Raw genomic sequence first — 20,168 nt, 5'->3', positions numbered from 1 at the left:
GCTCGCCGAGGCGCTCCGGCCCGGACACGGCCGGCAGGCACCGGGGGAGGAGCCGACGGCGGCTCAGGGCGCGGTGCGGCCGGCCGCCGGGGGCGGCCCTCCCCGGGCAGGGCCGCCCCCGGGACACGACGGTCCCGGGGGCGGCCCGAAGCCGTCACCCGGTGGGCCGGGCGGCCGGGGCGGTACGGGCGGCACGGGCACATGCCGCCCGGAGTCGCCGGGGGGCGGCCCACGGCGCGGCCCCCGCGCGGCGGTCGCCACGGGCTCATGGCGGGGACCGCATGATTCCCGGAGCGTTCCGCGCGGGGCCGCCCGGGCCCGCGCGGCGCACGACGTGCCGGCGCCGGCCGTCGGCGCGCCCGCGCGCGTGCGGTCAGCCGCGTGCGCCCAGCAGGTGGTCCATCGCCAGCTGGTCCAGGCGCTCGAAGGCCATCCCGCGCGCGGCGGCCGCCTCGGGGTCGAAGTCCTCGAAGGCCGTGCGGTCCGCGAGCAGCGCCTGCAGTCCGTCCGCGGCGGTGGGCTGCGCCAGCTGGTCCAGGCGGGCGGCGCGCAGGGCCTCCTGGACCTCCGGGTCGGCGCGGAAGGCGGCCGAACGCTCCTTCAGGATGAGGTAGTTGCGCATGCAGCCCGCGGCCGAGGCCCACACGCCGTCGAGGTCCTCGGTCCGCGGCGGCTTGAAGTCGAAGTGGCGCGGCCCCTCGTAACCGGCGCTCTCCAACAGGTCGACCAGCCAGAACGCGGCCCGCAGGTCGCCGGCGCCGAAGCGCAGGTCCTGGTCGTACTTGATGCCGGACTGGCCGTTGAGGTCGATGTGGAAGAGCTTGCCCGCCCACAGCGCCTGGGCGATGCCGTGCGGGAAGTTCAGCCCGGCCATCTGCTCGTGGCCGACCTCGGGGTTGACGCCGTACAGCTCCGGACGCTCCAGGCGCTCGATGAACGCCAGGGCGTGGCCGACGGTGGGCAGCAGGATGTCGCCGCGCGGCTCGTTCGGCTTGGGCTCGATCGCGAAGCGGATGTCGTAGCCCTGGGCGGTCACGTACTCGCCGAGGAGGTCGAACGCCTCCTTCATCCGGTCCAGCGCGGCCCGCACGTCCTTGGCGGCGCCCGACTCGGCGCCCTCGCGGCCGCCCCAGGCGACGTAGACCTCGGCGCCCAGCTCGACCGCCAGGTCGATGTTGCGGATCGTCTTGCGCAGCGCGTAGCGGCGCACGTCGCGGTCGTTGGCGGTGAACGCGCCGTCCTTGAAGACGGGGTGGGTGAAGAGGTTCGTGGTGGCCATCGGCACGGTCATGCCGGTCGCGTCCAGAGCCTGCCGGAAGCGCTTGACGTGCGACTCGCGCTCGGTGTCGGAGGCCCCGAAGGGGATCAGGTCGTCGTCGTGGAAGGTCACCCCGTAGGCCCCCAGCTCGGCCAGGCGCTGCACCGTCTCGACCGGGTCGAGGGCGCGCCGCGTGGCGTCGCCGAACGGGTCCCTCCCCTGCCAGCCGACGGTCCACAGGCCGAAGGTGAACCTGTCCTCGGGGGTGGGCTGGTAGTTCATGCCGCGGCTCCTTGCTCGCTTGCGACTATTTCGTCAGGGCGCTTTACAAATTAGTATGCGGACGCATCCTTGGGAAGGGAGCATTCCTGGGACGCGTCCTTCGGACACGTCCCCCGGCCGGGACGCGGTGTCCCGGAGGAGCGATGTCCGGGCCGCCCCGGCCCGGGCACCGCGCAGAACCCCAGGTCAGATTCCGCTGAGCCGCGGAAGAGGGAGAAGCCCGATGTCAGCAGCCGAGGGTCCGCTCGTCGTCGGCGTGGACACGTCCACCCAGTCCACCAAGGCGCTGGTCGTCGACGCGGCCACCGGCCGGGTCGTCGCCAGTGGGCAGGCGCCGCACACGGTGTCCTCCGGGGCGGGCCGGGAGAGCGACCCGCGCCAGTGGTGGGACGCCCTGTGCGAGGCCCTGCGCCAGTGCGGTGCCGCGGCGCACGAGGCCGCCGCGGTGGCGGTCGGCGGACAGCAGCACGGTCTCGTCACCCTGGACGACCGGGGCGAGCCGGTCCGTCCCGCCCTGCTGTGGAACGACGTGCGCTCGGCGCCGCAGGCCCGCCGGCTGACCGGGGAGCTGGGCGGCGCGAAGTTCTGGGCCGAGCGCACCGGGCTGGTGCCGGCGGCCTCCTTCACGGTCACGAAGTGGGCCTGGCTCGCCGAGCACGAGCCGGAGGCGGTCCGCGCCACCAGGGCCGTGCGCCTGCCCCACGACTACCTCACCGAGCGCCTGACGGGCCAGGGCACGACCGACCGCGGCGACGCCTCGGGCACGGGCTGGTGGGCGTCCGGGACGGAGGCGTACGACGAGGAGATCCTCGCGCACGTGGGTCTGGACCCCGCGCTGCTGCCCCGTGTGGTCCGGCCCGGCGAGGTCGCCGGGACCGTGCGCGACAGCCACGACCTGCCGTTCTCCAAGGGCACCCTGGTGGCCCCCGGCACCGGCGACAACGCCGCCGCCGCGCTGGGCCTCGGGGTGCGCCCCGGCACCCCGGTGATGAGCCTGGGCACCTCGGGCACGGTGTACGCCGTGTCGCGGCGGCGGCCCGCCGACCCGACCGGCACCGTGGCGGGCTTCGCCGACGCGCGCGGCGACTGGCTGCCGCTGGCGTGCACCCTGAACTGCACGCTCGCCGTCGACCGCGTCGCCGCCCTGCTCGGCCTGGACCGGGAGGCCGTCGAACCCGGCACGGGCGTCACCCTGCTGCCGTACCTGGACGGCGAACGCACCCCGAACCTCCCGAACGCCTCCGGGCTGCTGCACGGGCTGCGGCACGACACGACCGCCGGCCAGCTGCTCCAGGCCGCCTACGACGGTGCCGTGCACGCGCTGCTCGGCGCCCTCGACCTGGTCCTCGACGAGGACGCGGACCCCTCCGCGCCCCTGCTGCTGATCGGCGGCGGCGCCCGCGGCACGGCGTGGCAGCAGACCGTACGGCGGCTGTCGGGCCGCCCGGTGCAGATCCCCGAGGCCAAGGAGCTGGTCGCGCTCGGCGCCGCCGCCCAGGCGGCCGGGCTGCTGACCGGGGAGGACCCGGCCGCGGTCGCCCGGCGCTGGAACACGGCCGCCGGGCCGGTGCTCGACGCCGTGGAGCGGGACGAGGAGACACTGGCCAGGATCGCCGGGGTACTCTCCGACGCGGCCCCGCTGCTGGAGGGCGGCACCGAAGCGCGCTGAGGGACACCGCCCGAGGACCGACCGAGGACTGACGCCAGGCATGACCGCACCGCTGCACCAGACCCACCCGGCCGGTCCGGGGCGGGCGACGCCCGACACCCAGCAGGGCATGCGCCGCCGCAACCTGGCCCGGGTGATGCACACGGTCAGCGCCGGGGGCCCGCTGTCGCGCGCCGCCGTCGCCTCGTGCATCGGGCTGACCCGTGCGGCGGTGTCGTCGCTCGTGGACGAGCTCATCCGCTCGGGGCTGCTGGAGGAGCTGGGCCCCGAGCGTCCCGGCCGGGTCGGCCGGCCCGGTTCGGCGCTCGCCGTCAGCGGGCGCGGCCCCGCCGGCGTCGGCGCGGAGGTCGGCGTGGACCACCTCGCGGTCTGCGCGGTCGACCTGCGCGGGCAGGTGCGGGCGCGGGCCGTGCGGTACGGCGCGAACCGCGGGCGCTCGCCCGAGCCGGTCGCCGGGGAACTCGCCGGGCTGGTGCGCCGGGTGGTCGCCGAGGCGGAGGGCCAGGGCCTGTGGCCGGCCGGGCTCGCCGTGGCCGTCCCGGGCCTGGTGGCGCGCGACGCCCGGACCGTCGTGCGCGCCCCGAACCTCGACTGGCAGGACACGGACCTGGGTGCCCTGCTGCCCGGGGACCTCCCGCTGACCGTGGACAACGAGGCCAACTTCGGCGCGCTCGCCGAGCTCTGGCTCGGCGACGGCACGCCGCGCGACTTCCTGCACGTCTCCGCCGAGATCGGCATCGGCGCGGCCGTGGTCGTGGACGGGCGGCTGCTGCGCGGGACGCGCGGCTTCGCGGGCGAGCTGGGACACGTGCCGGTGCGTCCGGACGGACCGGAGTGCGCGTGCGGCGGGCGCGGGTGCCTGGAGCAGTACGCCGGCGAGGACGCGGTGCTGCGCGCCGCCGGTGTGGCGCCCGGCGAGGACCGCGTCGGGCTGCTCGCGGGACGCGCCGCGCAGGGCGACGAGGCCGTACGGCGTGCCCTGCGCGACGCGGGGACGGCCCTGGGGATCGCGCTGACCGGGGCGGTGAACCTGCTGGACCCGGACGGCGTGGTGCTGGGCGGGGCGCTGGCCGGGCTCGCGCCCTGGCTGCTGCCGTCGCTGCGGGCCGAACTGGCCCGGCGTACGGCGGGCCCGGCCTGCCCGGTGTCCGTGTCGGAACTGGGCTCCGAGGGGCCGCTGCTGGGCGCCGCGCACTCGGTGGTGCGGGGCGTGCTGGACGATCCGGCGTCGGTGGCCGGACGGGCCTGAACGGGGCCGTCCCGCACGGTCCTCACCCGATCGGGTGAGCGAGTCGTCCACAGTTCCGCGGCCGTCCACGGAAGCACGCCCTGCTCTTCTGCCCGGCCCGCACGCCCCGTACCGTGATGCACGCATGACGCGGTCGTGGACAGGCGTTCCCGCGTTCGTCCCCGCCCCCGGCCCGCCCCCGCCTCGGCGGGCCCTCCCCCACCGGTCACCGGCAGAACGGAGCTGTGCAGCGATGAGCGACCCGCGGATCCTGACCGTGCGTCCCGAACCGGGCGAGTACGCCTGGACGTTCGGCGGCGTGCCGCCCGTGGCGCGCATCGCGCCCGGCACGGTCCTCGACCTGTACACCGAGGACTGCTTCGCGGGGCGGGTGCGGTCCGAGAAGGACCTGGTGTCCGAGGTGTGCGAGTTCCCGTTCCTCAACCCGCAGACGGGCCCCTTCCACGTGGAGGGTGCGGAGCCGGGGGACACGGTCGCCGTGCACTTCGTGTCGGTGGAGCCGGCCCGGGACTGGGCCGCGTCGACCACGGTCCCCCTGTTCGGCGCGCTGACCTCCACGCACACCACGGCCACGCTGCAGCCGCCGCTGCCGGAGAAGGTCTGGATCTGGCAGCTCGACCGGACCCGCCGCACGGCCCTGTTCCGGGCACACGACAGCGACATCGAGGCGGAGCTGCCCCTGGACCCGATGCACGGCACCGTGGGTGTGGCCCCCGCCAACCTGGAGGTGCGCTCGGCCCTGGTGCCCGACGCGCACGGCGGGAACATGGACACGCCCGAGATGCGGGCCGGCGTCACCTGCTACCTCGGGGTGAACGTCGAGGGCGCGCTGCTCAGCCTCGGCGACGGGCACGCCCGGCAGGGCGAGGGCGAGACCTGCGGGGTGGCCGTCGAGTGCGCGATGAACACGGTGGTGATCGTCGAGCTGCTGAAAGGGCTGGCCACGCCCTGGCCGCGCATCGAGTCGGACACGCACATCATCTCGACGGGTTCGGCACGCCCGTTGGAGGACGCGTTCCGGATATCCCAGCTCGACCTGGTGCAGTGGCTGGTGCGTGACTACGGGTTCAGTGAGCTGGACGCGTACCAGTTCGTCACCCAGACCGTCGAGTCGCCGCTGGCCAATGTGTGCGACACCAACTACACGTGCGTGGCCAAGCTCCGCAAGCAGTGGCTGCCCGCCCGCGAGACCCACCGCGGCACGCACGCGCGACTGCGCGAGACGGCGGCCGCGCTCCGGAGCTGATCCCGCGCCCCGGCCGAACCGCCGACCCCGCGCCCGCGCCGGACCCCCGCCGCCGGAAGGCGGTTCCCCGCCCGTCTTCCGGAACCCGTGGCAGGCGGTGCCCGCGCCCCACGCCGTCCGCTCCGCCGACGGGCACGTCGCGCGGTGCGGCCGCGGGGCCGGCACCGCCCGGCGCACCGGGGACCGGGACGGCGGCACGCGCGGCAGCGGCACCGGGTGCGGGAGCCGGGCGGGCCGGCCCCCGCGCACTTCGCCGGCGCCCGTCACGAGCAGCCGGCGAGGCTCACCGCTGCGGTCCGCGCGCGGGACGGCGTCCCGGGGACCGGGCGCACGCCGCCCGGCACCCCGGAGCACCGGGCGGCGATCGGCACGGACCCGGGCCGGCCGGACCCGCCGCACCGGGCCGGCCGGACCCGGCCGGCCACCGGCGGTCGCGCCGCCGGGGGACTCCGGTCGGAGAGGTTGTCCAGGCGCGTACCCGGAGTGACGATGTCCCCAGCCGCATCGCCCTCCGGGAGGCCGAGTTGACCGATCCATGGGTGGCTCTGGAGCCGGGAACCGACCCCGCCGAGCGCGCGCGGATGCTGCGGCGCGCGCACGAGACGTTCACCGAGGCGGGCACCGTGCAGCGGCCGGTGCGTGCCGTGGTGGCCGAATCGTGGCGGCGTTCGGCGCGGGCGGGCGTCGGGCCGGACGGCACCGCGAGCGTGGAACTGACCGACGGCGACCTGCGCGCCTACCGCGCGGAGCATCCGCTGGCCCGGGTGATGCCGCTGGTCCGTGAGCTGATGGGCACCTTCGCCGACGACGGCAGGCACCTGCTCGCGGTGTGCGACGCGCACGGCAGGCTGCTGTGGGTCGAGGGGCATCCGGCCACCCGGCGGCGGGCGGGGCGGATGAACTTCGTGCCGGGCGCGCGGTGGGCGGAGACGGCGGTCGGGACGAACGCCCCGGGCACCGCGGTCGCCGTCGACCGGCCCGTGCAGGTCTTCACGGCCGAGCACTTCGTCCGGCGGGTACAGCCGTGGACGTGCGCGGCGGCCCCGGTGCACGATCCGCGTACCGGGCGGGTGCTGGGCGCCGTCGACATCACCGGCGGGGACGGACTGGCGCATCCGCACAGCCTGGGTTTCGTACAGGCGGTCGCGCGGGCCGCCGAGTCCCAGCTGGCGCTGCTGGCGCCGAGGCGGCCCACCGCCGGCACGGCCGAGCTGACCGCGCTGGGCCGTGACGAGGCGCTGCTGGTCACCGGCGGCCGCGGGATCCGGCTGAGCCGCCGGCACAGCGAGATCCTGGTGCTGCTGGCCCGCCGCCCGGAGGGGCTGACCGGCGACGAGCTGCTGTGCGCGCTGTACGAGGACGAGTCGGTGACGCCGGTGACGCTGCGCGCCGAACTGGCCCGGCTGCGCCGGGTGCTCGGGCCGGGCCTGCTGGCCTCGCGCCCCTACCGGCTCACGGTGCCGGTCGAGTCCGACGTCGCCGTCGTCGAGCGGCGCCTGCGGGCCGGCGCGGTGACGGCGGCCGCGACGGCGTACGCGGGCCCGCTGCTGCCCGGCTCCCGGGCCCCGGCCGTGGCGCGGCTCAGGGCCCGCCTCGCCGACGGACTGCGCACCGCGCTGATCGCCCGCCGCGATCCCGACCTGCTGGCCGACTGGGCGTACGCGCCGTGGGGCGAGGACGACCTGGACGTCTGGCGGGCGCTCGCCGCCGTACGGCCGACGGCCGCGGTGCGGTCACGTCTGGCCGCGCTGGAATGCGAGCTGGCGGCGCCTCACGTCCCGTACGCCGCCGACGGGGCCGCGGGCCCGCGCCGCGCAACGTGGTCGCAACGTCCCCGCCCCTAGTCTCGCGCCGGGAGCTGCCCGACGGCGGGCAGCGCTTCACCGGGAGGCAGACCAGGATGACCCGTTACGCGGCGCCCGGCACCGAGGGCGCGATCGTCTCCTACCAGTCGCGCTACGACCACTTCATCGGCGGGGAGTACGTGCCGCCGGTGCGCGGGCGGTACTTCGAGAACCCGTCCCCCGTGAACGGGCAGCCGTTCACGGAGGTGGCGCGCGGCACGGCGGAGGACGTGGAGCGGGCGCTCGACGCGGCGCACGCCGCCGCCCCGGCCTGGGGCCGTACGCCGGTCACCGAGCGCTCCGGCGTCCTGCTTAAGATCGCCGACCGCATGGAGGAGCACCTGGAGCAGCTGGCGGTCGCGGAGAGCTGGGAGAACGGCAAGCCGGTGCGGGAGACGCTGGCCGCCGACATCCCGCTCGCCATCGACCACTTCCGCTACTTCGCGGGCGCCGTCCGCGCCCAGGAGGGCTCGCTGGGCGAGCTCGACGACGACACGGTGGCGTACCACTTCCACGAGCCGCTCGGGGTGGTCGCGCAGATCATCCCGTGGAACTTCCCCCTGCTGATGGCCGCGTGGAAGCTCGCTCCGGCGCTGGCGGCCGGCAACGCGGTGGTCCTCAAACCGGCCGAGCAGACCCCGGCCTCCGTCCACTACTGGCTGAGCCTGGTCGCGGACCTGCTGCCGCCGGGTGTGCTGAACGTCGTCAACGGTTTCGGCGTGGAGGCCGGAAAGCCGCTGGCGTCCAGCCCGCGGGTGGCGAAGGTGGCGTTCACCGGGGAGACCACCACCGGGCGGCTGATCATGCAGTACGCCTCGGAGAACATCAGGCCCGTCACCCTGGAGCTCGGCGGCAAGTCGCCGAACATCTTCTTCGACGACGTGTGGGCGCGGGACGACGAGTTCCGCGACAAGGCGCTCGAGGGCTTCACGATGTTCGCGCTCAACCAGGGCGAGGTGTGCACCTGCCCGTCCCGGGCGCTGGTCCAGAGCGGCCACTACGCCGAGTTCCTGCAGGCCGCGGTCGCCCGCACCGAGCGGATCGAGCCGGGCCACCCCCTGGACACCGACACGATGATCGGCGCGCAGGCCTCCAACGACCAGCTGGAGAAGATCCTCTCCTACCTGGACATCGGCCGGCAGGAGGGCGCGAGGATCCTCACGGGCGGTGAACGCGTCGAGTACGACGGCGAGCTGAAGGGCGGCTACTACGTCCAGCCGACGATCTTCGAGGGCCACAACCGAATGCGGATCTTCCAGGAGGAGATCTTCGGGCCGGTGGTGTCCGTGACGTCCTTCGCCGACTTCGACGAGGCCATCGAGATCGCCAACGACACGCTGTACGGGCTCGGCGCCGGCGTGTGGACGCGGGACATCAACACCGCGTACCGCGCGGGCCGCGCGATCCAGGCGGGCCGCGTCTGGACGAACTGCTACCACGCCTACCCGGCGCACGCGGCGTTCGGCGGGTACAAGCAGTCCGGGATCGGCCGGGAGACGCACAAGATGATGCTGGAGCACTACCAGCAGACGAAGAATCTTCTGGTGTCGTACTCGCCGAGGAAGCTGGGCTTCTTCTGAGTGACGGTCCCGACCGCGGCAGCCGCGGCGGTGAGCCCGCCGAGCCTGAACAGCCGCCGACGGGACAGGCCACCGGTGCCGCGTATGCCTGGCTGGTTGTCTTCGGTCACCGGGTCGTCCTCGGATTTCCTGTGATCGCGTGTACATGGAACCAGGGGGCGGCTGAGGAATCGACGGCTGCCTGCGCGGCCCCTGTCCTCGCGACGTGCTCGCTCCGCCGGTCCGGGCACGGCTGATCGACTCGACAGCCGGCGGAACCCAGCTCGCGTTCGCGAGACAGGCGACCGGAAATGTGGTGCCACCTCAGAGCGAGACAGAACCCGGACGAGTCCGTGGCTCCACACCGGTGGCGGGCCGGGACGCGCCCGCGTCCGCAGGCGCCGTCCGTGGCGCGGTCCGGACGCCGGGACCGGATTCCCGTCACCCGGCCCTGCGTTACCGAGGTTCCGAGCGAGGCAACCGTCACCGGCACAGCGGCCACGGCCGGGACCCGGATCCCCGCGGCCGCGGCCCCGCCGGCCGCCCGGCCGGCCGGCCGCCACGCGTCGTCTGCGAGGATGGAAGCCGTTCTCGGAGCGCCGCGGTATGCGGTGTCCGTCGCCTGACAGGAGCACGCACGGTGTCGCCACAGCACGGGGCCTCCCCCGGGAGACGCAAGCGCCCCTTCGCGGGCGAGGTCCGCAAGCAGGCCTCCTCCGCCGGGGGACGCGGGCGGCCGTCCGCCGCCGACGGGCAGGAGCGCCCGTTCCGGGCGGGCGAGCGCGAGCGCCGGTCCCCGGGCCAGGGCCGGGAGCGCGGCGCCGCGGACCGGGACCGGGAACGCGCGGGCCAGGACCGCACGGGCCGGCAGGCAGGGGCCGACCGGCCGGCCGGCGGGCACCGGCCGGCCCCCGGGAGCCAGGACCCCAGGCCGCCCGGGGACGACCGCAAGGCACCCCGGAAGCGCGGGGCCTCCCCCGGTCACACGGCGTCTCGGCATCGCCAGGCCTTCCGGGACCGCGCGGACCTGCGGGCCGACTGCGCCGACTGCTTCGGCCTGTGCTGCGTGGCCCTGCCTTTCGCCCGTTCCGCCGACTTCGCCGTCGACAAGCCCGCCGGCCGGCCGTGCTCGAACCTCCAGCGGGACTTCCGCTGCGGCATCCACGCGCGGCTGCGCGACGAGGGCTACCAGGGCTGCACCGTGTTCGACTGCTTCGGCGCCGGCCAGAAGGTGTCCCAGATCACCTTCGGCGGCGTCGACTGGCGTCGGGCGCCGGGGGCGGCACGCTCCATGTTCGAGGTCTTCCCCGTCATGCGGCAGCTGCACGAACTGCTCCGGTACCTCACCGAGGCCCTCGGCCTCGCACCGGCCCGCCCCCTCCACAAGCCGCTGCGGAAGGCGCTGGCCCACATCGACGGCCTGACCCGCGGCAGCGCCGAGTCGATCATGGAGCTGGATGTGAACGCGCTGCGCGGCGAGGTCAACGCACTGCTGCTGCGGGCCAGCGAGCTGGCCCGGGCCCAGGTCCCGGGCCGTGGGAGGAACCACCGCGGTGCCGATCTGATGGGCGCGAAGCTGTCCGGCGCCGACCTCAGGGGGGCGAGCCTGCGCGGCGCCCTCCTCGTCGCGGCCGACCTCACCGGCGCCGACCTGCGCGACGCCGACCTGATCGGGGCCGACCTGCGCGACGCCGACCTGCGCGGCGCGGACCTCACCGGCGCGCTCTTCCTCACCCAGGCGCAGCTGAACGCGGCCAGGGGCGACGCGGCCACCGTGCTGCCTCCGACGCTCAGCCGGCCCGCTCACTGGTAGGCGCGGGGCATCCCGGACACCGGTCCAGGCGCGCGCCGCGCGCGAGAGGGCCGTTGCCGGTCCGGCTGTGTTCCGGGCCGGCTCTCACCGGTGCCCGGACGCGTCCCGAGGGGGGGTGCCGCCCGGCGGGACCGACGAGCGCGGATCGACGGTGAGAGCGGTGCACCCGAGCGGTGCGGCGAGGGAGCGCAGCGCGGCGGCGGAGAGCCTGATCCAGGGCTGGTCCTGGCCGAGGGTCGCCCGCAGTTGCGCGGAGGTGGTGAAGGCGACGGCCGTGCGGCGTCCGCCGGGAGTGCGGAAGAAACAGGTCACGTAGCAGCAGCGGACCGGACGGACGGGTACGTACAGCAGGCCGGCCGGCGCGTGGTCGCCGGGCGCGGGCCCGTCGCCGTCGCCGCGTCGCATGTCCGCCATGGGTGCCTCCGGCCGGCTCGGGCCTTCCCCGGGGCGGCGCCGGCGCGTCGTCCCAGGGGCACGGGGCCTCGGCGCTGCCGGCCGGGCGGCCGGGACCGGGCCCGTGGTCCGGCCTCCTCGGCGCGTCGTGGGCGGTTTCCCCGCGCTCGCGGTCGTCCGCGTCGGTGATCCGCCGGCCGCCCACGGGTGCCTGGCGTGCGCGGGGTTCACCGCACCGGCGTGAAATCGCGTGCGCCGACGAACGCGGGCCGCCGGGCCGGGGCCGCGAAGGGCTCCACCGCCGTGTTCTCCACGCTGTTGAACACGATGAACACGTTGCTGCGCGGGTATGGCGTGATGTTGTCCCCCGAGCCGTGCATGCAGTTGCAGTCGAACCAGGTCGCGGAGCCCGCCCGGCCCGTGATCAACCGGATGCCGTGCGGAGCGGACAGCGCGGTGATCGCCTCGTTCGAGGGGGTCCCCGCCTCCTGCCTCCTCAGCGACTTCTTGTAGTTGTCTCTCGGCGTCTCGCCCGCACAGCTCAGGAAGGTCCGGTGCGAGCCGGGCATGATCATCAGGCTTCCGTTGGTGGTGTGGTTGTCGGTGAGCGCGATCGACACCGACACGGCCCGCATGCGCGGCAGCCCGTCCTCCGCGTGCCAGGTCTCGAAGTCCGAGTGCCAGTAGAAGCCGCTCGCCCCGAAGCCGGGCTTGACGTTGACGCGGGACTGGTGGACGTACACGTCCGAGCCGAGGATCTGGCGGGCCGCTCCCACCACGCGTTCGTCGCGTACGAGTGAGGCGAACACCTCGCTGATCCGGTGTACTTCGAACACCGAGCGGATGTCTCGCGACTTGGGCTCGACGACGGCGCGCTCGTCGGCGCGGACCGCCGGGTCCCGGACGAGTCTGTCCAGTTCGGCGCGGTAGAGGGTCACCTCGTCCGGGTCCAGCAGTGCGTCCACGGTCGTGAAACCGGTGTCCGCGAAGTCCAGCAGCCCGGCTCCCGTCAGGGGGCCCGGCGTGCCGGGCGCGGACCACAGCACGGGGTCGCGGCGCGGCATCATCGCCTCGGTCGCGCCCCGGGTCGGGTACAGGTCGGTGGTCCGGCGGTGGTGGTGCAGCGTCGTCATGGTGTCCTCACGGCTCGTCGATCCCGGGCTCCGCCAGCAGCGGGTAGGCGCCGTTCTCGTCGTGGTCCTCCCGGCCGGTCAGGGGCGGGTTGAAGACGCACACGCAGCGGAAGTCGGTCTTGGTCCGCAGGGTGTGCCGTTCGTGGCCGTCCAGCAGGTACATCGTCCCCGGTGTGATCCAGTGCTTCTCGCCGGTCTCCTCATCGGTGAGTTCGGCCTCGCCCGCCACGCAGAGCACGGCCTCGACGTGGTGGGCGTACCACATCGTGGTCTGCGTGCCGGCGTAGAGCGTCGTCTCGTGCAGGGAGAAGCCGGCCTGTTCCCTGGCGAGGACGATGCGCTTGCTCTCCCAGGTGCCGGACGCACCCTTGACGTGCCGGTCGGTGCCTTCGATCTCCTCGAACGAGCGGACGATCACGGTGCGTTCCCACCTTTCTTCCGTGAGTCCGGGCCGTCGGTCTCCCGCACCGCGCGGCCGAACAGCGCGAGCCCTTCCTCCAGTTCCTCGTCGCCGATGGTCAGCGGTGGGAGCAGCTTGACGACCTCGTCCCGGGGACCGGACGTCTCCAGGAGCAGGCCCAGTTCGAAGGCGCGGGCGCACACGGCGGTGGCGCGCGCCGGGTCGGCGAACTCCATGCCCCACGCGAGACCGCGCCCGCGTACGGCGGGGGCGGGGCCCGGCCGGTCGGCGGCGATGTCGTCCAGCGCTTGCCTGACCTGGTCCCCGCGGGCCAGGGTCTGCTTCTCCAGCCGGCCGTCGCGCCAGTACTCCTCCAGCGCGGCGGTGGCCGTCACGAAGGCCGGGTTGAAGCCGCGGAACGTGCCGTTGTGTTCGCCGGGCTCCCAGACGTCCAGCTCGGGGCGGAACAGGGTCAGCGACATCGGCAGTCCGTATCCGCTGACGGACTTCGACAGCGTCACGATGTCCGGTGTGATGCCGGACTCCTCGAAGGAGAAGAACGCGCCGGTGCGGCCGCAGCCCATCTGGATGTCGTCGACGATCAGCAGCATGTCCCTGCGCCGGCACAGTCCGGCGAGTTCGCGCAGCCACTCGGTCCGCGCCACGTTGATCCCGCCCTCGCCCTGCACGGTTTCCACGATCACGGCTGCCGGGGTGTCCAGGCCGGAGCCCGCGCTCGTCAGCAGCCGCTCGAACCACACGAAGTCGGGCGTCCGGCCGTCCGGGTGGTCGTCGAAGGGCATGGGGGTGGTGTGTGTCAGCGGGATGCCCGCGCCCGCCCGTTTGAAGGCGTTGCCGGTGACGGCGAGGGAGCCCAGCGACATGCCGTGGAAGGCGTTGGTGAAGAAGACGACGTTTTCCCTGTTCTTCACCTTGCGGGCCAGTTTCAGGGCGGCTTCGACGGCGTTGGTGCCGGCGGGGCCCGGGAACATCACCTTGTACGGCAGCTCGCGCGGCGCCAGCACGATCTCCTGGAAAGTCTCCAGGAAAGTCCGCTTGGCGGCGGTCATCATGTCGAGGGCGTGGGTGATGCCGTCCCGTTCGAGGTAGTCGAGAAGCGCGCGCTTGAGCACCGGGTTGTTGTGTCCGTAGTTCAGGGCGCCGGCGCCCGAGAAGAAGTCGAGATAGGACCGGTTGTTCTCGTCGTACAATCGGCTGCCGTGGGCGTGGTCGAAAACCGCGGGCCAGCCGCGGCAATAACTGCGCACTTCGGACTCGATTGCCTCGAAGACGCCGGAATCGGGGTGTGGAACCGTCATGATGACTCGCCCCTCACGAGGAAGAAACGAAGTGGACTTGCCGTCCCGGCGCCGGCGCCCGGCTATCGGCGCAGCGGCCCGATACGGTACAGGAATTCGGCGTCGTGGGAGTCGGGGAAGAGTTCCGCCGGGAACAGCATCTCTCGCCGGAGCGGCGCCGCGTGCCGCACGGCGAACGACCGGAACAGCCTGTGTGACGCGACGTTGTCCGGGCTGATGGTCGTCTCCAGGTAGCGCAGGGCGCCGCCTGCCGTCAGCCGCGCGGTGAGGTGGTCCAGCATGGCGCTGGCGGTGCCGCGTCCCCGCTCTTCCCGGTCCACCGCGATCTGCCAGACGACGAGGGTGTCGGGCTGTTCGGGGCGGCGGAATCCCGTGATGAACCCGACTGGCGCGCCGTCGGTTCCCGAGGCCACCGCGGAAGTCCGCGCGAAGTCCCTGAACCACAGCAGATAGCTGTAGGAGGAGTTCGCGTCGAGTACCCGGGAGTCACGGGCGATACGCCATGCCGCAGCCCCGTCCTCGATCGTGGGAACCGCCATGACCAGTGTGTCCATGGAACACACCTCGCTCTCACTGTACGGACCGCTCCGCGTGTTGGTGCGGCTGGATCGATCCGTATTCCTGCCGTCCGGCGGACGGCCGCCCGGCCTTGAGGGCCGCTCACTTCGCGAGCATCGCTTGGGCTTGGCTTTCGCAGGAAGCGCTGCGTCGGCGCTTCGCTTCGATACTACGCCTGCCGTTTGGAGGACGGCCACCGAGTCTGCCTGTTTGAGCAGGCAGAAAATCGAAGTACCCGTCGTCTTCCTCGGGAAACCCGAACGAAGTGGCTTTGTTCGGGGGGTTTTTCGCGGTGCGGCGGAGGAATTCTAGCAATCGCCGTCCGAGTTGGCGAACCTGCGTGCCTCATATCGCGGGGAGGGTTCTCGGCAGGATCCGAAGTCGGGTGTGCCCGCGGTCCGCTCGGCGGGCACACCCGAAAGGCCCGCCGCGCGGGCGGCGGTCGGGCCCGCGCGATGGGGGTGGCCGGTGCCCGGCTTCACACCTGGCCGCGGGCGGTTTCCACGGGCACGCCGCCGTACCGCCGGGGTGCCGGTGAGGGCCTGCTCGACGGGGTCGGCGCCGCGTCCGGGACGCGTGGTCCCGGACGCGGATCAGGAGTCGTCGCCGGTCACCTCATCGCGCGACGCCTCCCCGGTGCCGCGGTCCCCACCTCGCCGCCCGACCCGGCCGGTTCGACTCCGATCGCCTCCCGGGCCGCCTCGCCTCCGGTGCCGCGGTCGCCGAGGTCCGCGCCGGAGCGCGGCATGTCCCCGATGCCCTGGGCGCTCCCGGCCGCTTCACCCGGGCTCTCCTCCCGCGTCTCGCTCCGCGTACCGGCCCCTGCCGGGTCCACCCGGCCTCCCGCTGTCTCCGCGGGGAGGTGGGCGACGCGCTCCCGGGCGATCTCGCGCAGCTCCTCGGGTTCGTCCTGGTGCTGTTCCGCCATGGGCCGTCCCGCCTCCTCGGTCCTCCGCCCACCCGGCAGCCGTCCACCGCCGTGGACCTTTCCCTGCCCGGACACCCCTTGGCCGAATGGGCGGATCTGCACTTTATGCGCCTTTCTGGAGTGCCCATCCTACTGCCCGGTACGCACATCGTCGCCCGCCCCGCGGAACGGGGCGGCCCGGCTCGCGGGCATCTCGAAGCCCGCACCTCGGCCGGGCGCGACGCGCCCGCGACTCGCACCCCCTCGCAGTCGGCCGGTTACTGCGGTGACAACCCCAGAACGATCGGAACCATGTCCGAAATATTTCGAGTTTCATGACACGCAAATCGATCTTGGAGTAAGAGATTCCAGTTCCTGAACCGAAGGAGGTCGACATATCAAAGCTCCTAACAGTGGATATGGCATCAACTACCTTGCAGGTCCCGGAAGAAGGTTTCGCAGTCAATACCGAAACTTTTGGCATTCCCAGGGCCCCGCCAACACTGTCGGCGCCGACAGACCCCGCACGACCTCCGAGGAGGACGCATACGCGAAGACCACACCCTTCGTATCAGCCGGAGGAGTTTCGTCGGAGGCACCGGCGTCTTGGCGGTGGCCGCCGCGTCCGGGCCGGTGCTGCCCGGCACCGCCCACGCGGACACGGCCATCACCACGAACCAGACCGGCACCGACAACGGCTTCTACTACTCGTTTTCTACTACTCGTTCCGGACCGACGGCGGCGGATCGGTCTGCATGACCCTGAGCTCCGGCGACACCTACCGGACCTCCTGGGCCGACTGCGGCAACTTCGTCTGCGGCAAGGGGACGAGGGGGGACCCCCGGCGCGGTCCCGGCGCTTGTAAGCTGCTCCCATTGTGTGGTTGTCCGGGCAGGACGCCCGTTGTGTTGGGGGTTTTGACGTGGTTGTCGGTCGTGTGGTGCGTTTCGACGGCATGCGGGGCTACGGGTTCATCGCTCCGGACCACGGCGGGGAGGACGTCTTCCTGCACGTGAACGATCTGCGCATCCCGGAGCAGCAGGTGCGGCCCGGGCTGGCGGTGGAGTTCGAGGTCGAGGAGGGCGAGCGCGGCCTGAAGGCCTCGGCCGTACGGCTGGCCGAAGGGCCCGACGGCAAGCCGCTGACGCCGCCGAACGGCGTGGCGCGGGCGGCGTCCCCGGGCGCGGGCCGGCAGGCCGACGGCGACGAGTCGCTGTGCGACGTGCTCACCACCGACGAGTATCTGCACGAGATCACCGAGATCCTGCTCAACGCGGCGCCGACCCTGACCGCGGAGCAGATCCTGGCGGTCCGGCGCCGGCTGCTGCAGTTCGGCCGGGACCACGGCTGGGCCGAGGACTGACCGGACCGGGCCGTCCCCGGTTCCTCTCCCGCCGCCGCCCTGACGTGTCGGACGCCCCGCCGCGGCAGGCGGCTGGTCCCGGGTGACGATTCGTCAGGCCGCCCGCTCCCGTACGTGCAGGTGACCGTCGAGCGGGAACGCGGGCGGCGCGGCGGGCAGCGTACCGGTGAAGGCGTACCGGCTCTTCTCCGCGACCCGGCAGGACGCCGTGTTGTCGGCCTGGTGGAGCAGTTCGAGGCGTTCCAGGCCCCGGCCGGCGAAGGCGGCGAACGCCCAGTCCGTCAGTGCGCGCAGCGCCCGGGGAGCCACGCCCCGGCCGCGTGCGTGAGCCGCGGTCCAGTAGCCGACCTCGGCCGCGGGGGCGCCGGGCGTCGCGTTCTTGAGGACCGCGTGGCCCACCAGCCGCTCTCCGGGGCCGCCCGCCCCGGTGTCGACGACGGCGAAGGCGAACCGCTTCCCCGTCTGCCATCCGAGGCGCTGCTCGCTCACCCACCGCGCGGCGCTCGCCTCGTCGGCCACGTCCGCGGCCGTCCAGCGCCGCAGCGCCGGGTCCCGGTACAGCTCGGCCAGGCCGGTCGCGTCCGACGGGGCCCAGGGACGGAGCAGCAGGGCACGGCCGCCCGGCGCGGCCTCCGTCGTCAGCCGTACGGCGGTGATGTCCATGGGCAGAGCCTACGAGACCGCCCCGCGGCGTCCGAGGGACCGGACAGACCTCACGTACCGGTTACAAAACGCTCAACCCCTGGTTGCGGCGCGGTAATCGAGCGACGATGGGATTATGACTCTGGCCCAGCGCGCCCTGGAGAAACTGCAGGCCTGGCCCGACCTCACTCCGGGCCCGGCCAGTTGCGGCATCGGGAAGGCGCTCCGTTCGCACCGCGACGAGATCGTCCACTTCCACTCGGACCGGGACGTGGACCTCCACCTGACCCACCGGGCCATCCAGCGCTTCCACTACGACCTCGGCGGCTCCAGCGCGATCCACCTGGTCCCCGGCTCCCGCTGGGTGACCGTGCACCTCGACTGCGACGCGGACGTCGACCTGCTGCTGAGCCTGGTGAGCATCGCCCTCAAGGCCCATCAGACCTGGCCCTCCGCCACGGCCTCCCCCGGCGGATGCAACTTCCACCGCGTCACCGTGCTCCCGCGCGACGCCGCGGCCGGCGGCTGAGCCGTGCGCGGGGGTGACGGCGTGCCGGACGGCACCGCCACCCCCGCGGCTCAGTGGGACGCGGCGCTGCGGACGAGCCCGGCCCCGGTCGACCACGCGCCGGCCCGCTTCGCACCGTACGGATCCGGTGCCGCCCCTTCCCGGCGGTGGCCCGGCGCCGGGCGCAACCCTCTCGCAACCTTCCCCGTGCTGCCCTGGTCCCCGGCCGGTGACCCGGATCGAGGCTTGTCTTGGGACGGTTGGCATGGACGAGGACACCCCGCACACCCGGCGCGAGGACGCCCCGCGCGCCGGAGACGACGGCATCGCGCGCGCCGGACACGAGGAGACCCCTCGGGTCGAACTCACCCCCGCGGCCGCCGGTCTGCTGCGCCGGCTGCGGGCCGCGCACGGCCCGCTGATGTTCCACCAGTCCGGCGGGTGCTGCGACGGCAGCGCCCCGATGTGCTACCCGGCGGGCGAGTTCCGCACGGGCGCCGCGGACGTGCTGCTCGCGGAACTGGACGTCGCGGGGCTCGACGAGCCCGTGCCGTTCTGGATGTCGCACGGCCAGTACGAGGTGTGGAGCCACACCCGGCTGATCGTGGACGTCGTCGAGGGCCGGGGCAGCGGCTTCTCGCTGGAGGCGCCCGAGGGGGTGCGTTTCCTCATCCGTTCCCGCCTGGTCGGCGCATAACCGCCCCGGCGGTCACCGCCCTCTGGTGCAATTTCCCCGATGGCAGGGGAAGTTGGCCGAGCATCAGGGGGAACCGGTGGCACGTCGTCACGGGCGGGGAAGAGCGGGCAGAGCGGTCCTGGCGTGCGGTGCGGCGTTCGGCGTGCTGACGGGGGCGGCCCTGGCGGGGGCGGCGCCGGCCGGTGCCGCGCAGCGGGCCGTCGAGATCGCGCCGGGTGTCGGGTACGAGGAGTTCGACGTCCCGGCGTCCCGGGGCGTCGCGCACGCCCATCTGCTCCGCGTCGACCTGCGCGACCCGCGCGTCCGCCTCGGCCTGCTGTACCCCGGCGCGGTGGCCGCGCGGGCTCCCCTGTCGGGGCTGGCCGACGCCCGGGGCGCCGTCGCGGGCGTCAACGGGGACTTCTTCCACCTCACCGAGACCCAGCACCCGGGCGTCGAGGCGACCGGCGCGAGTGTGGGACCGGCCGTCGCGCACGGCCGCGCGCTGAAGGCGGCCGTGCCGGACGGTCAGCGCTTCGGCCCCGCGCTGCCGCCCGGCACGAGCACCGAGGACGTGGTGGGCGTGGGCGCCGACCGCCGGGCCCGGCTGGACGGCCTGGCCCTCGACGGGTCGGTCACGACGGCCGGGGAGCGGCTGCCGCTCGGCGGACACAACCAGTACGCGCTGCCGGTGGACTCGGTCGGCGCGTTCACCGCCGACTGGGGCAGCGCCTCACGGGTGCGCGCCACCTGCGGCACCGACACCAGCCGGGCCGCCCCGTGCAGCACGGACACCCACGAGGTGACGGTCCGCGGCGGCCGGGTGGTGGCCGCCTCCGGCACGCCCGGCGGCGGCCCGATCGCCCGGGGCACCACCGTGCTGGTCGGCCGGGAGGCGGGCGCGCAGTGGTTACGGAAGCTGTCCGTCGGGGAGCGGGTCCGGGTGCGGCACCGTCTGGTGGCCGCCGCGTCCCGCATCCCGTACCGCTTCGCGCTCGGCGGCTTCCCGGTCCTGCGGGGCGGCCGGCCGCTGCCCGGCCTCGACGACCGGACCTCGGCCGTGCGCACCGCCGTCGGCGTCGCGGACGGCGGGCGGCGCGTGCTGCTGCTCGCACTGGACGGGGCGCCCGGGTACCGCACCGGCCTGACCCTCGCCGAAGTCGCCGCCGTGTTGCGCGACCTGGGCGCGGCCGACGCCGTCAACCTGGACGGCGGCGGCTCGACGACGCTGGTCGTCCGGGAGGCGGGCGCGGCCGGCGCCGCGGTGCGCAACCACCCCAGCGGCGGCGCGGAACGGCCCGTCCCCAACGGCATCGGGGTCTTCACCGCCCGGTGACGCCGGTCCCGGT

20 protein-coding genes are annotated in these 20,168 nt (G+C 74.1%); 12 read left to right on the top strand and 8 right to left on the bottom strand.

The window, feature by feature from the left end:
- Positions 1–373: 373 nt before the first annotated feature.
- Positions 374–1,540 (bottom strand): xylose isomerase, encoded by a 1,167-nt coding sequence (gene xylA / locus ACIBAI_RS06850; protein WP_399031621.1) that lies wholly within the window; start codon positions 1,538–1,540, stop codon positions 374–376.
- Between the two features lie 223 nt (positions 1,541–1,763).
- Here xylA and xylB point away from each other — a divergent pair, with 223 nt between their 5' ends.
- From xylB to ACIBAI_RS06820, 6 genes are all read left to right on the top strand, one after another.
- The gene (xylB, locus tag ACIBAI_RS06845) at positions 1,764–3,209 is read left to right on the top strand and encodes a xylulokinase (RefSeq protein WP_399031620.1); all 1,446 of its coding nucleotides are present in this window, start codon (positions 1,764–1,766) and stop codon (positions 3,207–3,209) included.
- Between the two features lie 40 nt (positions 3,210–3,249).
- Positions 3,250–4,458, top strand: coding sequence for an ROK family protein (locus ACIBAI_RS06840; protein WP_399031618.1), 1,209 nt, complete (start codon positions 3,250–3,252; stop codon positions 4,456–4,458).
- A 232-nt stretch (positions 4,459–4,690) separates the two neighbouring features.
- Entirely contained in the window at positions 4,691–5,704 is a 1,014-nt protein-coding gene (locus ACIBAI_RS06835) for an acetamidase/formamidase family protein (RefSeq protein ID WP_399031616.1), read from the top strand.
- Between the two features lie 524 nt (positions 5,705–6,228).
- A complete protein-coding gene (locus tag ACIBAI_RS06830; protein ID WP_399031614.1) occupies positions 6,229–7,548 on the top strand; it encodes a GAF domain-containing protein in 1,320 nt (439 codons plus the stop codon).
- A gap of 56 nt (positions 7,549–7,604) precedes the next feature.
- A complete protein-coding gene (locus ACIBAI_RS06825) occupies positions 7,605–9,128 on the top strand; it encodes an aldehyde dehydrogenase family protein (RefSeq protein WP_399031612.1) in 1,524 nt (507 codons plus the stop codon).
- A 1,006-nt stretch (positions 9,129–10,134) separates the two neighbouring features.
- Positions 10,135–10,920, top strand: coding sequence for a pentapeptide repeat-containing protein (locus tag ACIBAI_RS06820; protein ID WP_399032202.1), 786 nt, complete (start codon positions 10,135–10,137; stop codon positions 10,918–10,920).
- Between the two features lie 84 nt (positions 10,921–11,004).
- Here ACIBAI_RS06820 and ACIBAI_RS06815 read toward each other — a convergent pair whose 3' ends face one another.
- The 6 genes from ACIBAI_RS06815 to ACIBAI_RS06790 form a co-directional block, all read right to left on the bottom strand.
- Positions 11,005–11,334, bottom strand: a complete 330-nt coding sequence (locus tag ACIBAI_RS06815) for an SAV_915 family protein (protein ID WP_399031610.1) — start codon at positions 11,332–11,334, stop codon at positions 11,005–11,007.
- A 206-nt stretch (positions 11,335–11,540) separates the two neighbouring features.
- On the bottom strand, positions 11,541–12,446 hold the full coding sequence (gene thpD / locus ACIBAI_RS06810) for an ectoine hydroxylase (protein WP_399031608.1): 906 nt from the start codon (positions 12,444–12,446) through the stop codon (positions 11,541–11,543).
- 7 nt (positions 12,447–12,453) lie between these two features.
- Entirely contained in the window at positions 12,454–12,864 is a 411-nt protein-coding gene (locus tag ACIBAI_RS06805; RefSeq protein WP_399031606.1) for an ectoine synthase, read from the bottom strand.
- Positions 12,861–14,165 carry a diaminobutyrate--2-oxoglutarate transaminase gene (gene ectB, locus ACIBAI_RS06800; RefSeq protein WP_399031604.1) on the bottom strand — a complete coding sequence of 435 codons (1,305 nt, stop codon included), beginning with the start codon at positions 14,163–14,165 and terminating at the stop codon, positions 12,861–12,863. Before ectB ends, ACIBAI_RS06805 begins: the two co-directional genes overlap by 4 nt.
- A gap of 62 nt (positions 14,166–14,227) precedes the next feature.
- The gene (gene ectA / locus ACIBAI_RS06795) at positions 14,228–14,719 is read right to left on the bottom strand and encodes a diaminobutyrate acetyltransferase (protein ID WP_344604571.1); all 492 of its coding nucleotides are present in this window, start codon (positions 14,717–14,719) and stop codon (positions 14,228–14,230) included.
- 614 nt (positions 14,720–15,333) lie between these two features.
- Positions 15,334–15,651, bottom strand: a complete 318-nt coding sequence (locus ACIBAI_RS06790; RefSeq protein WP_399031602.1) for a hypothetical protein — start codon at positions 15,649–15,651, stop codon at positions 15,334–15,336.
- A gap of 456 nt (positions 15,652–16,107) precedes the next feature.
- On the opposite strand from ACIBAI_RS06790, the gene ACIBAI_RS06785 reads away from it, so the two are divergent.
- Genes ACIBAI_RS06785 through ACIBAI_RS06775 form a run of 3 tightly spaced genes read left to right on the top strand, consistent with a single transcriptional unit; the run spans position 16,108 to position 16,993 of the window.
- The gene (locus ACIBAI_RS06785; protein WP_399031600.1) at positions 16,108–16,389 is read left to right on the top strand and encodes a twin-arginine translocation signal domain-containing protein; all 282 of its coding nucleotides are present in this window, start codon (positions 16,108–16,110) and stop codon (positions 16,387–16,389) included.
- Positions 16,386–16,646, top strand: a complete 261-nt coding sequence (locus tag ACIBAI_RS06780) for a hypothetical protein (RefSeq protein WP_399031598.1) — start codon at positions 16,386–16,388, stop codon at positions 16,644–16,646. Before ACIBAI_RS06785 ends, ACIBAI_RS06780 begins: the two co-directional genes overlap by 4 nt.
- Positions 16,553–16,993 (top strand): cold-shock protein, encoded by a 441-nt coding sequence (locus ACIBAI_RS06775; RefSeq protein ID WP_399031596.1) that lies wholly within the window; start codon positions 16,553–16,555, stop codon positions 16,991–16,993. The genes ACIBAI_RS06780 and ACIBAI_RS06775 overlap by 94 nt, the downstream gene beginning before the upstream one ends.
- A gap of 93 nt (positions 16,994–17,086) precedes the next feature.
- Here the strand turns inward: ACIBAI_RS06775 and ACIBAI_RS06770 are convergent, their stop codons facing one another.
- Positions 17,087–17,656, bottom strand: coding sequence for a GNAT family N-acetyltransferase (locus ACIBAI_RS06770; RefSeq protein ID WP_399031594.1), 570 nt, complete (start codon positions 17,654–17,656; stop codon positions 17,087–17,089).
- A 115-nt stretch (positions 17,657–17,771) separates the two neighbouring features.
- Here ACIBAI_RS06770 and ACIBAI_RS06765 point away from each other — a divergent pair, with 115 nt between their 5' ends.
- The 3 genes from ACIBAI_RS06765 to ACIBAI_RS06755 all read left to right on the top strand — a co-directional run bounded on the left by ACIBAI_RS06765 (position 17,772) and on the right by ACIBAI_RS06755 (position 20,155).
- The gene (locus ACIBAI_RS06765) at positions 17,772–18,164 is read left to right on the top strand and encodes a luciferase family protein (RefSeq protein WP_344604563.1); all 393 of its coding nucleotides are present in this window, start codon (positions 17,772–17,774) and stop codon (positions 18,162–18,164) included.
- A gap of 244 nt (positions 18,165–18,408) precedes the next feature.
- Positions 18,409–18,840: a DUF779 domain-containing protein gene (locus tag ACIBAI_RS06760; RefSeq protein ID WP_399031592.1), complete on the top strand. Its 432-nt coding sequence runs from the start codon at positions 18,409–18,411 to the stop codon at positions 18,838–18,840.
- Positions 18,841–18,916: 76 nt separating this feature from the next.
- On the top strand, positions 18,917–20,155 hold the full coding sequence (locus tag ACIBAI_RS06755) for a phosphodiester glycosidase family protein (protein ID WP_399031591.1): 1,239 nt from the start codon (positions 18,917–18,919) through the stop codon (positions 20,153–20,155).
- Positions 20,156–20,168 lie beyond the last annotated feature (13 nt).

The organism is Streptomyces sp. NPDC051041 (assembly GCF_044456065.1).
Lineage (GTDB): Bacteria > Actinomycetota > Actinomycetes > Streptomycetales > Streptomycetaceae > Streptomyces > Streptomyces glaucus.
Note: the sequence above shows the minus strand (reverse complement) of the source record. Positions and strands in the feature narration are given on the sequence as shown.

Excerpts from the sequence above, each read along its gene's own strand:
- xylA (WP_399031621.1), bottom strand. The coding sequence starts at position 1,540 with ATGAACTACCAGCCCACCCCCGAGGACAGGTTCACCTTCGGCCTGTGG.
- xylB (WP_399031620.1), top strand. The coding sequence starts at position 1,764 with ATGTCAGCAGCCGAGGGTCCGCTCGTCGTCGGCGTGGACACGTCCACC.
- ACIBAI_RS06840 (WP_399031618.1), top strand. The coding sequence starts at position 3,250 with ATGACCGCACCGCTGCACCAGACCCACCCGGCCGGTCCGGGGCGGGCG.
- ACIBAI_RS06835 (WP_399031616.1), top strand. The coding sequence starts at position 4,691 with ATGAGCGACCCGCGGATCCTGACCGTGCGTCCCGAACCGGGCGAGTAC.
- ACIBAI_RS06825 (WP_399031612.1), top strand. The coding sequence starts at position 7,605 with ATGACCCGTTACGCGGCGCCCGGCACCGAGGGCGCGATCGTCTCCTAC.
- ACIBAI_RS06815 (WP_399031610.1), bottom strand. The coding sequence starts at position 11,334 with ATGGCGGACATGCGACGCGGCGACGGCGACGGGCCCGCGCCCGGCGAC.
- thpD (WP_399031608.1), bottom strand. The coding sequence starts at position 12,446 with ATGACGACGCTGCACCACCACCGCCGGACCACCGACCTGTACCCGACC.
- ectB (WP_399031604.1), bottom strand. The coding sequence starts at position 14,165 with ATGACGGTTCCACACCCCGATTCCGGCGTCTTCGAGGCAATCGAGTCC.
- ectA (WP_344604571.1), bottom strand. The coding sequence starts at position 14,719 with ATGGACACACTGGTCATGGCGGTTCCCACGATCGAGGACGGGGCTGCG.
- ACIBAI_RS06790 (WP_399031602.1), bottom strand. The coding sequence starts at position 15,651 with ATGGCGGAACAGCACCAGGACGAACCCGAGGAGCTGCGCGAGATCGCC.
- ACIBAI_RS06780 (WP_399031598.1), top strand. The coding sequence starts at position 16,386 with ATGACCCTGAGCTCCGGCGACACCTACCGGACCTCCTGGGCCGACTGC.
- ACIBAI_RS06770 (WP_399031594.1), bottom strand. The coding sequence starts at position 17,656 with ATGGACATCACCGCCGTACGGCTGACGACGGAGGCCGCGCCGGGCGGC.
- ACIBAI_RS06765 (WP_344604563.1), top strand. The coding sequence starts at position 17,772 with ATGACTCTGGCCCAGCGCGCCCTGGAGAAACTGCAGGCCTGGCCCGAC.
- ACIBAI_RS06760 (WP_399031592.1), top strand. The coding sequence starts at position 18,409 with ATGGACGAGGACACCCCGCACACCCGGCGCGAGGACGCCCCGCGCGCC.